The organism is Psychroflexus montanilacus, from assembly GCF_020164535.1.
Classification (GTDB): domain Bacteria; phylum Bacteroidota; class Bacteroidia; order Flavobacteriales; family Flavobacteriaceae; genus Psychroflexus; species Psychroflexus montanilacus.
This window is the reverse complement of record NZ_JAIQZC010000001.1, coordinates 497,441-508,796: the sequence shown is the minus strand read 5'-3', so window position 1 is coordinate 508,796 and position 11,356 is coordinate 497,441. Positions and strand designations below refer to the sequence as shown.

At 34.2% G+C, this 11,356-nt stretch carries 8 protein-coding genes; 7 read left to right on the top strand and 1 reads right to left on the bottom strand.

The features are described from left to right. Positions 1 to 11: 11 nt before the first annotated feature. Complete coding sequence (locus tag LB454_RS02405; RefSeq protein ID WP_224462739.1) at positions 12 to 3,026, bottom strand: SusC/RagA family TonB-linked outer membrane protein; 3,015 nt, start codon at positions 3,024 to 3,026, stop codon at positions 12 to 14. 703 nt (positions 3,027 to 3,729) lie between these two features. On the opposite strand from LB454_RS02405, the gene LB454_RS02400 reads away from it, so the two are divergent. The 7 genes from LB454_RS02400 (at position 3,730) to LB454_RS02370 (ending at position 11,182) form a co-directional block, all read left to right on the top strand. Next, positions 3,730 to 3,984, top strand: coding sequence for a hypothetical protein (locus LB454_RS02400; RefSeq protein ID WP_224462736.1), 255 nt, complete (start codon positions 3,730 to 3,732; stop codon positions 3,982 to 3,984). Positions 3,985 to 4,057: 73 nt separating this feature from the next. Further along, positions 4,058 to 4,570, top strand: a complete 513-nt coding sequence (locus tag LB454_RS02395) for a RusA family crossover junction endodeoxyribonuclease (protein WP_224462734.1) — start codon at positions 4,058 to 4,060, stop codon at positions 4,568 to 4,570. Positions 4,571 to 4,797: 227 nt separating this feature from the next. After that, the gene (locus LB454_RS02390) at positions 4,798 to 5,376 is read left to right on the top strand and encodes an HNH endonuclease (protein WP_224462732.1); all 579 of its coding nucleotides are present in this window, start codon (positions 4,798 to 4,800) and stop codon (positions 5,374 to 5,376) included. A gap of 111 nt (positions 5,377 to 5,487) precedes the next feature. Continuing rightward, positions 5,488 to 7,365, top strand: coding sequence for a KAP family NTPase (locus tag LB454_RS02385; protein ID WP_224462729.1), 1,878 nt, complete (start codon positions 5,488 to 5,490; stop codon positions 7,363 to 7,365). A gap of 612 nt (positions 7,366 to 7,977) precedes the next feature. Further along, on the top strand, positions 7,978 to 8,673 hold the full coding sequence (locus tag LB454_RS02380) for an Nmad2 family putative nucleotide modification protein (protein ID WP_224462727.1): 696 nt from the start codon (positions 7,978 to 7,980) through the stop codon (positions 8,671 to 8,673). A gap of 167 nt (positions 8,674 to 8,840) precedes the next feature. Then, positions 8,841 to 10,106 carry a DNA cytosine methyltransferase gene (locus tag LB454_RS02375; RefSeq protein ID WP_224462725.1) on the top strand — a complete coding sequence of 422 codons (1,266 nt, stop codon included), beginning with the start codon at positions 8,841 to 8,843 and terminating at the stop codon, positions 10,104 to 10,106. Next, complete coding sequence (locus tag LB454_RS02370) at positions 10,103 to 11,182, top strand: HpaII family restriction endonuclease (protein ID WP_224462723.1); 1,080 nt, start codon at positions 10,103 to 10,105, stop codon at positions 11,180 to 11,182. The genes LB454_RS02375 and LB454_RS02370 overlap by 4 nt, the downstream gene beginning before the upstream one ends. Positions 11,183 to 11,356 lie beyond the last annotated feature (174 nt).

Sequence of the window (11,356 nt, the reverse complement as noted above, 5' to 3'; positions counted from 1 at the left end):
GAGTTTAGTTTTTAAAAGTTAATTTCTAGTCCGGCTGTTATCGTGGCAAGCTCAGGGAGTTGATCACTACCAGGGGATTGTGGATCTAATCCCTTATAATCGCTAATGGTTAATAGATTTTGGCCTGTAACAATAATACGGGATGATCTTATCAGACTCGATTTAACAGGAAGCTGGTAGCTTAAAGCCAGTGTTCGTAACCTCACAAAAGAGGCATCAGTAATTAAATACTCGCTACTAAAAGCATTCGAATGCGTAAACGTATTAAATATGGATTGAGAGGCTCGTTGAGTTACACCAGTATCCCCCGGATTACGCCAACGGTTATCAAAATCACTCTGAAACACATTAGACATTCTACCTGCCGCTTGCCTAAAGAATTTTACACCATCTTGCCCTACAAACTCAAAGAGAAAAGAGAGGCTCAAATTTTTATAATTGACTTGATTTTGAAGTCCAGCAAAGTATTGACGTCCTACATCTGCATTGACGACTTGATCTTCAAAATTGATCGAACCATCTTCATTCACGTCCTCTACTTCAAATAATCCTGTCTCTGGATCTACACCATTGTATCTGTAAAGTTTGATGATACTTAAAGGTTCACCAACCTCATAAATATTGGCGTAAGGCGAGTCCTCGATATTTGGATAGGAAACCAGTTTGTTTCTTGGTAGAGTGAGATTGAAATTGGTTTCCCAACGCCAATTTGGTGTTTGAATACTGATAAAGGATCCATCTAGCTCCAAACCTGTATTTTGAACGGTTGCTGGTAAATTCGCTTGTACGCTTGTAAACCCAGAAATTGAGGGTAAGGGAAAGCCTACCAATTGATTGGATGACCTATTTCTAAAATAACTGGCTTGAATTCTTATGCGATCGTCTAAAAATCCTAATTCTACAGCTGCTTCCAGTTTATTATTGGTTTCCCATGAGTAATCTGGATTGACCAGCTGGGTAGGGAATAAGCCTCCTGGAGCAGGTGTAGGGGAGTAGGTAGCTAAATAGCCGTAATCCTGAATTTGATCGTTGCCTGTTATACCATAGCTCCCTCTCAACTTTCCAAAACTGAGCCAGGGAAGATTTTCGAAGAGGTTTTCTTCTGTAAATATCCAGGCGGCTCCAATAGCTCCAAAATTGGCAAATTGTTTCCCAGGACCAAACCGTGAGGACCCATCTCGTCTTCCTGTGAAATTAAGGAGATAGCGTTCTTTTAAATTTAGTCCTAACCTCGCAAATATGGCATTATACCTATACTGAATTTCTTGATTATTGGAGACAAATACAGATCCGGCTGCTGCTAGATTACCCACCAGTTGCTCGTTAGAATATCCCACAGCACTTGCCCTAAGGTTTTTGGATCTCTGTTCCTGGAAAGTAGCGCCTACAAGCGCTTCAATGTTAAGATCACCAGTAGTTGTCTGAAAGTCTATCTGGGGCTCAATGATCCAGGAATTGCGATTGGTGAAGGAATGACTGGATCTGGCTTGTGCATTATCCCTAAACGAAGGATCTAAAGCCTCTATAGGGTTCTTTACCAGCTCTTCATTGTTTAAAGCGGTATAGCCTGCATTAACTTTGACTAATAATCCGTTGACGACTTCATAACTTAAGCCTAGGTTACTGACCAGTTGTTGAGTTTTGGCATTACTTCGATTTAAGGTCTCTGCTAGGGGATTGGTCCAGGTGGAATCTTCCCAGTTTAAACTGCCATCTTCATTATACAAAGCTGGGGCATTTGGCGGAAGCAGTAAAGCATTAGACACAAAGCTTGCACTGTTAAACTGATTATTCACATCTACCCCATAGTTCACAGATACTCTAGCCTTGAATTTGTTATCATCCGATCTATGATTTAAAGACAGACCAGAAGACCATTTTTGATAGCCAAAATCTCCAGGAAACACAGTGCCTGTTTTAAAATAGCCATTGGACATTTGGAAAGACGTGTTTTTGCCACCTCCAGAAAGCATCACATTGGCATTTGTCGTTTCTGCAGTGCCCCCAAAGATGTTCTCTTGCCAATCGGTATAGCGCTCTCTGTCCCACAGCAGTAGATCTTCGGCTCTCACAGGAGTTGGCTCCGCCCCATCATTGGCAAAGGCTTCTTCTCTGAGTTGGATGTAATCTGCTGTGTTGAGTAAATCCAAACGTTGGCTTACCTGACTTACTCCAGAGTAAATCCTGGCGCTTACTCGTGTTTTTTGATTGAAATTTTCGCCGTTTTTGGTGGTGATTAAAATGACTCCGTTAGCGCCTCTAGAACCGTAAATGGCCGTTGCATCTGCATCTTTTAAAATTTCAATGCTTTGTATATTAGAAAGGTTTAGCGTACTTAAAGGATCAAGACGGGAGGCGGCGCTGGTCATGCCACTGAAACTGTTAATGGGACTGGAGTCTACAGGCACCCCGTCTATAATGTAGAGCGGTAAATTTCCGTTGTTCTCGAAACCAGTGCGTAGACTGCTTTGCCCACGAATCTGAATTTGGGGCGCTGTGCCAGGAATCCCCGTATTTTGTACTACAGACACCCCAGCCATTCTGCCAGCCAAAGCCTGGATAGGACTTACCACGGGCTGCAATTCTATGTCCTCTGCGGTAACTCTTGAAATATTTCCCGTACTGTTACGCTTGGTGGTGTTATAATAGCCTGCATTGATTTTGACTTCATCAAGGGCAGCAACATCTTCTTCGAGCTGTATGTTGATTTCTCGTTGGCCGTTAATGTCCTGTTCCAGGCTTTTAAAGCCCACATAGGAAAACACCAAGGTGCCATCAGATGGCGCTGTGATGCTATATTCACCATCCTGGTTGGTGACAGTGCCTGTTATGGTATTCTTTAAAGAGACGCTAACTCCAGGAATGGGGAGTCCATTGGGATCTTCTACTACCCCAGTGATGTCATTTTGTTGAAAGGGCAGGGGAGTAGTTCTGGTTTCTGCATGTGCAGATACCGATAGGAAGAGAAATATCCCTCCAATATAAATGAGCGCCACCCGTTTGAGGCGCGAATACTTATTTTTCATAATTTTACGTGAGTTATTAAGTGAAACAATGTTTTACTTAAGCCCAAGCCCTCCCCGCTAGACTGCAATCCTAGGGGAGGGTATTATGGCTTAATTCAAATCCCCCACTCCCGAAGGAGAGTGATTGATCACTACAAGGGGGCATCTCGACACCCTACCGCCGAAATGAAAATGGATTTTACATAGTTCCCAGCAAGCTCCCTGTGTTCCCCTTTTGGGGTTAGGGGCTTGTCCCACCCAAAGCTGTTACAAATAATAGGGCTGATCACAGCTACCCACGGGTTTGTAAAAAATTTGGTTCGCCCCGCAACGAACTTAAGGTTAGACTTCGTTTTAGAGGACCACAACAGGGGTCCTGACCTTGCGAGACTTATTTAGAAAATTTAGAAAAGTACTTTGAAACTGAAGAAGAGTATACCTGCAATTTTGGCCAAAAAAATAGGCGTGAAAACTCAACTTACCGACTTGGGATACTGGTATACCTGACAACGATAAGTGAGATGTTCACGCCCGGGTCGTGAGCATCCTTGCTTATCATCTCGTTGTCTAAAAATTACCAGTTTTCAAGTCGAGATTCAAAGCGAATGCTTCTAATATTTTACTTTAAGAAGTTTCGCAAATATATTAATATCAGGTAAATATAATAAAAAATTTTAAAAAGTGTCAAACTTGACAATTTTTTTCAAATGTTTGAATTGATATTGTGCTTGTGGATAATTGGAGAAAAGAATATCGAAAAAGATTTAGTCAGCATTTGAGAATGCTAATTGATAAAAGCGATCGAGATATTACTACTATTACTTCAATTGGGAATATTGAGAATAAGGCAATTTATAGAGTTCTCGCTGAGGAAAATGAACCCAAAATAACTACACTTTTACCTATAGCCAAAGGTTTAGGCATTCATCCAAAGGAACTGTATAATTTCGATTTTCCTACTCAAGAAATTGAGAAATAATTGCTAATTTTCTGACTACTTGTCGATATGCGAGAATGTTAGCGATAAGCTCAAGAAAACCGTGCATACAAAAATGGAAGAGGATAAAAAGAAATTTGTGACTTTTAGGCAAAATCCAAACATTGACTTTCTGTTCGGATATTTTAAAGGTATGGAAATTCCAACAAAACAAGATGCTTACAAACCGAATGATGTGGTCGAAATTGATGAAAATGGAGCTGAAACAATTTTGAAAGAATTTTATCAAAGAAAACCAGAAAAAGCTTCAATTCAAAACTTTAAGAATTTTATTAAAGAACTTACAGCCGATAGATTTAAGGAAAAAGATAGAATTAAAATGCCTGATAAAGTTCAAGTCAGTTTATCCTTTTCGATCAAAGAAAAAAGATTTTTTGAAGTTGATGTAGATAATTTATCCAAAACTGTGTTGGACTCACTAAATGGAATTGCTTTTGACGATGATCGCCAAGTAACTTCACTAATAGTCGACAAGCATATTCACAAAATGAAAGTAAACGGGATATTGATTGCAATTACCAAACTGACCGAAAAAAGGAAAGGATTACAATACAAATGGGATGAATAAAAGCTAGTTCACAACACAGTATCCTATGAAAAGCAATTATCCTGATTTTGTTCAAGTTTATGATATGGACTTTTTGGTTTTTAACGATGTTAATAAAAATGAGTAGTTTTCATGCTGAAATGCGAGTTTTGTGTAGTTTTAGAAATTAAAAAGTTTAACCCAAAAACTTGCGCATATTAAGTCGTCACTTTCGTTATGCGCGGACCGTTGGCAACAATATAAGTGAAATGAATAGATGTCCTAAATGTGATAGTTCTGAAGTTATTAATTTAAATGAGAGGTATAAATATTTTGATGTTTTAAGGTGCATAAAATGCACCTACATAAAGTATATTCCGATAAAAAATTGTTGTAAAAATCCTAATCCAAAATGTAAATTAAGAGTAACTGACAATGGACAAAGATTTATATATGAGCAATGCGAAAATTGTGGCGGAAGAATTAAAACACCACCTTTAAGTTTTAAAAAATTTGAGTTTAAAATAAGTGGATTATTTGATATTAACTTGATCAATAAATATCATGAAAATAGAAATATTGAACTAGAAGAATTAAGGACTCAAAAAAAAATGTATGATCTTAATAATTCTAGATATGCATTATATCATATATACCTTGCATCTGAGGAATGGAAAGAAAAAAGAGAATTAGTGTTGAAAAGAGATAACAATTTATGTCAAAAATGTAAAAAGGAAGATGCTGAGGATGTACATCACTTAACTTACGAGAATTTTGGTAATGAAAAATTGACTGAATTAATTAGTGTTTGTAGGAAATGTCATATTGAAATTCATAAAGATGATTAATATCTGAATCTATAAAAACTGAATCTAATTAATAGTTTTATAAAATTAAGTATACCTACTTAATTTGGGAATTTGAATACTATTGCCAAAACGAGTTGGCATTAATACGAAATGAACGAAGAAATAACCAATAGAATTGAACAGTATCTCGACTTAGATACAAATTATGCCATCATAATTAATGGAGATTATGGTATTGGAAAAACTCACTACATAAAAAATCAACTCTTCCCTAAAATTTCTAAATTAAAAATACCACATTCGGAGGATGAAGAAACTTATATTCCTGTCTTAATATCTCTATTCGGAGCTAAATCAATAGAAGACATCCAAAATCAAATTTTTGTTGAACTATATCCTATTTTTAAAAAAAGAGGAGTAAAAATAGTTGCAGGTTTAGGTAATACAGTTTTAAAATATTTTGGTAGTAATCTTAAAGATTTATTGTCAGAAACAGGAACGTCAAGTGGAAGTCTGACAGACTATGGAAAAATTCTAATTTGTATTGATGATATTGATAGGAAAAGCTCAGAACTTGACTTAAAAGAGGTTTTCGGCTTTGTAAACAATCTTGTAGAAAATCTCAATGCAAAAATTTTATTAATTGCGAATGAAGATGAACTTAGAAAAGAAATAAACACTGACGAAATTGATAATTATTCACTTTTAAGAGAAAAAGTAATTGGGATATCTATAAACTTTAGTACCAATGTCTCGCTAACCTTTGACAGGATTATTGAGTCAAAATATAAAATTGAAAACAAATCATATTTTGACTTTTTATCTTATCATAAAAAAACTATTGTCAATAGGGTTTCACAAAATAAAGACAATATTAGAAATCTCTTATTTTTCTTGGAACATTTCAAGATAGTCTTCAAAGAAACATCTGAATTTCTTTCTTCAGAAACAAAGTTCGACAGTATAAAAAGTGAAATACTTGAAACAATTTTGGACTTCACATTGCCGATATCAATAGAGTACAAATTAGGCAAATTGAACACTACTAATTTCTCTGATATAATAGAAATTTATCAAGGTTTTTCATTCAATCTATCAAGATTTATGGGAGAATCTAATAAAGAAGACAAACCAAAAACTTATCCTGAATTATTCAAAGAAAAATACCTGCCTGACGACAATATTCGCAGAAAGCACTTTGATTCAATTTTTAATTATATAACTGGGAAAACTTCTTTTAAAATAAAACAATTATCAAGTGAATTGAATTCAATATACAAGTTTGAAGATAACATAATTCCAGAGCGAGAGAAATTGATTACTAAATTAAACTATTGGGATTGTGTAGATTTAAAACATTCAGAATATCGTTCTCTTACATCTTCACTTTTAAAATATGTTGATAAAGGAGAGTTTTCTTTAGAACAATATCCAACAGTTTTCCACTACGCTACAAGATTTGACAACTTATTAAATTATAATATTGAAAACCTAACGAAAAGATTTAAAAAAGGAATACAAAAAGGTAAAGATAATTACAGTTATGTAAGAAGTATTCATTTTCGGTTATCAGTTGATAGAGCAAGTGAGTTTTATGAAGACTTGAAAGAAATTGTTGAATATTGTATAGAAACAAACAAAGGAATTAAAGAGAATCAAGAGTTAAAGGAACTAACTGATATTTTTAGTCTATTCTCATCTGATTTCAACTCTTTCATAGAAAAAGTTGAGGAAATGAACAACGAGTTTATGTTCACACCATATTTTATAAATTTTGACTTTAACAAAACGTGGAGAATAATTAAAAAACTGGATAATTCACAAATCATAAATCTTGCTTTCTATTTTCAAAGTAGATATCGAATAAATGTTTACGAAAAGATTTACCCAGAAAAAGAGTTTTTAGAAAACTTGAATAAAAAAGTTGAGGATTTAATCTCAAATAAAAGTACAAACAAATTAAAAAAAGTGACTTTAAAATTCTTTAGAGAAAAAATAGTGGAATCAATAAATAATTTTCCTGAATAAAGTACTAATGCCAACAATGGTAACCGTTGCACTCATCCGAATGGAACGGGCGGGCAAGACACTACAACTCTAAAAAATGCGTTGTTTTAGGCCCTTTTTAAGGCTTATGTGGTTTTGTTTAAGTTGGGTTTAGGCTTTTACGTTATTTGACTAATTTTATAAAATATGGGTTTGTGCTATAGATATTTGATATGAACTTATATTTTTAGGGATGTATAATGAGTTGGCAACATACCGAACATGTTCTAGGAACGGTTTTTGCTACAAAATAAAAGGCTCTTTAAAATCTTAGTGAATTAAATAGTTGGGGTTATAGTTTAACTCAAGGAGTTATTGTTCGATTAATCTGTGATTGTGTAATTAAAAAAATAAATCATATGAGAAAAAGATTCAATAATATCGTAGAAAGCTTGGCTTTCGTTATAATTCTAATAATGTTATTTCTATTTGGTGGGCAGACCTTCCCAACCAGCAGACTTGTCCAAACAGAAATTCTTTGAAACTACCAACATTTATGAAACTTAGCGATGGGTTAGAGGTTCGAATCCTCGGTCTGCTACAAATTTTAGGCTGTCTAAATGACAGCCTATTTTATTTTAAAACAAATTAAAATTGAGAAGAATATATTCATACGTATTAAGATTTGATGACGGAGCTGCACCAAATCCTTTCTGGAAAATTTGCACTTTAACTATTTGTAAACCTGCAATAAGAAGAACTGCACGAATTGGAGATTGGGTTATCGGAACAGGTTCTAAAAATTCAAAACTTAAAGATGGCAAAAAATACGATTTGTCCGATAGCTTGGTTTATGCAATGCGAATTACAGATAAATTGACTCTTTCAGAATATGATAAATTTTGCTCTGAGAAATTGACCGAAAAAAATCCGTCTTGGTTTAGCAAAGATTGGCGGAAAAGAATGGGGGATTGTATTTACGACTATTCTAAATCGGACGAGCCAACAATTAGAAAAGGAGTTCATAATGAATTAAACGTAAAGAGAGACTTGAGCGGTTATAATGCCTTATTATCAACCGAATTTTATTATTTTGGGGAGGAACCAAGAGTCATTCCCCAAAATCTAAAACGGATTATAAAGAAAAATCAAGCACACTTGAAAATTGAGGACTTGAAGATACTTGCGGATTTTGAAAATTGGATAAACAAGTTCGAGAAAAATAAGGTTTACGCTGAACCACAACTAGGATTTGAATTTAAGCTTGAACCGAGTGAAGAGCAAATAAACAAGTGTTCAAAAAGACATTATGAAACTGAAAAAGACGAAATCGAGGAAACAATATGCTGAAAAAGTAAGTTGCCTATTAACTAAGCCTTTAGCGCGCCCATAGGCCAGCGCTAAAAATCAAAAGAGTTGTTTGGCCTTTGCGCTTGAAAAAATTGTGAATAAAAAAGCATGAAAATGGGCAATTGCAATATCAAACTTTAGTAAATTGTACTGCGAATTAGGATGTTATGATATTAGAAAAAATTGATTTAGAAAACATTGATGGACAACTATTTGAGATAAAAGTAGTAGATCAAGAAAGTCCTAAACCTGCATCATTTACACACTATTTGAATAATCATAAAAATGGCGTTTCTCAATTTTATAAGAAAGATGCGCTTTTGTATGTAAAAGAAATTCTTGAAAAAGAATATCCAACAGAAAAAGTTACGGATAAAGTTGCTGAGGAAGCACTTCAATATTTAATTTTTGATTTAAATAAATCTATTCCTTTCCCAGAACCTAAGAACCCAACATTTAAATTTATTGACCTTTTTGCTGGGATAGGTGGCTTTCGTTTAGCACTTCAAAATCTTGATGGAAAATGTGTCTTTACAAGCGAATGGGATAAGTATTCTAAGCAAACTTACAAAGCAAACTTTGGAGAAATTCCGTTTGGCGATATTACAAAACCAGAAACTAAAACATATATTCCTGATGATTTTGATGTACTTTGTGCTGGTTTTCCTTGTCAAGCATTTTCAATTGCTGGCAGACGTGGTGGATTTGAAGACACAAGAGGGACTTTGTTTTTTGAGGTTGCTAAAATTATAAACGATAAAAAGCCAAAAGCCATATTTCTTGAAAATGTTAAGGGTCTAAGAAATCACGATAAAGGCAAAACACTTGCTACAATTTTAAATGTTTTACGCAATGAATTAAATTATTACGTTCCTGAACCAAAAATATTAAATGCCAAAAATTTTGGAGTTCCTCAAAACCGAGAAAGAATTTTTATTGTAGGATTCAGGAAAGATTTAGGAATTAACGAGTTTGAATATCCTAAACCAATTGATGAAATAAGAATTTTAGATGATATTCTAGAAGAGCAAGAAGTTTCTGTAAAGTATTATCTTTCTACAACTTATTTACAAACCTTAAAGAATCATAGAGCAAGACACGAAAGTAAAGGGAATGGATTTGGCTATGAAATAATTCCAAATGATGGAACCGCAAATGCTGTTGTATGCGGTGGAATGGGCAGAGAGCGAAATTTAGTTTTTGATGAAAGATTGACTAATTTCAAGCCAATTACAAATATCTCAGGAAAAGTGAACCGAGAAGGAATTAGAAAAATGACACCACGTGAATGGGCAAGATTGCAAGGCTTTCCAGATAATTTTAAAATTGTAGTTTCAGACGCACAAGCATATAAGCAATTCGGAAATTCAGTTGCAGTTCCTGCTATTCAAGCAACTGCAGATAAAATAATAGAAAAACTTAACTGCAGATGATTACAGGAAATAAGGGAGAATGGAGCGAAATTTATGCGCTTTTCAAGCTACTAGGCGACAAACAATTATTTCTTGGGAACAAAGACATTGAAAAATTAGAAGGTTTAGTTTATCCAATTATCAAAATACTTCGCACCGAAAACAACGGCAATTTTGAATATTCAATCCAAGATGAGATTATTTTAGTTTCAGGAAATGAAGAAGTTTTAAAAATCCCTATTTCACACTTTAAAGACAAAGCCCTTTTCCTTTTAAATGCAATTAAGCAAAACAAAGAAAGGACTTTTTCAGTTCCAGAAATTGAGAAATTTATGCAATCCATAAATTGTGTTTCCTTAAAAGCTAGTTCTACTGCAAAAACTGATATTACGATTGTTGTTCACGATCAAAGAACGAATCAACAACCTACATTAGGATTTAGTATAAAATCTCAACTTGGTAGTCCTTCAACTCTTTTAAATGCTGGTAAAACAACTAATTTTATTTTTAAAATAGAAGGGATTACAATATCTGAAAAAGAAATTGAGAAAATCAATTCAATTGCTTCAAGAAGCAAAATAATGGATAGAATTGTTCAAATTCAAAATAAAGGCGGAGCTTTAAAATTTGTAAAAACAGAACGAAAAATATTTTCAAACAACCTTGTATTAATCGACAGTTTATTGCCTGAAATTTTATCTCAAATTGTTTATGAATTTTATACAAGTGAGCTTTCTAATACAACTGATTTATTAAATAAAACTGCTAATGAGAATCCATTAAACTTTGACATTGAAGACGAGCATAAGTTTTATGAATACAAGATCAAAAGATTCTTAACTGACGTAGCACTTGGAATGATGCCTTCTAAGGTTTGGACTGGACAATATGATGCGACAGGTGGATATTTAATTGTTAAAAAAAATGGTGATGTTCTATGCTATCATATTTACAATAGAAATGAATTTGAAAATTATTTGCTAAATAATACTAAACTGGAAACTGCAAGTTCTTCTCGACACGGATTTGGAGAAATATATGAGGACAACGGTAACTTATATTTTAATTTGAATCTGCAAATCAGGTTTACGAAATAGCCAAGGTTAAAAGCCATACACATTTGCAATTCGCACCAGCCAACTCTGCAACTAAATATTGCAAAAAAGTATGTCTCTGCAGCACTCACTTCCGAACTAAATTATAAGCAACGGAAAACCAAGCAGAACTTGAAAAGCACTATGCCCAATTTCGGTAGCCCTTGCTCAAGCCAC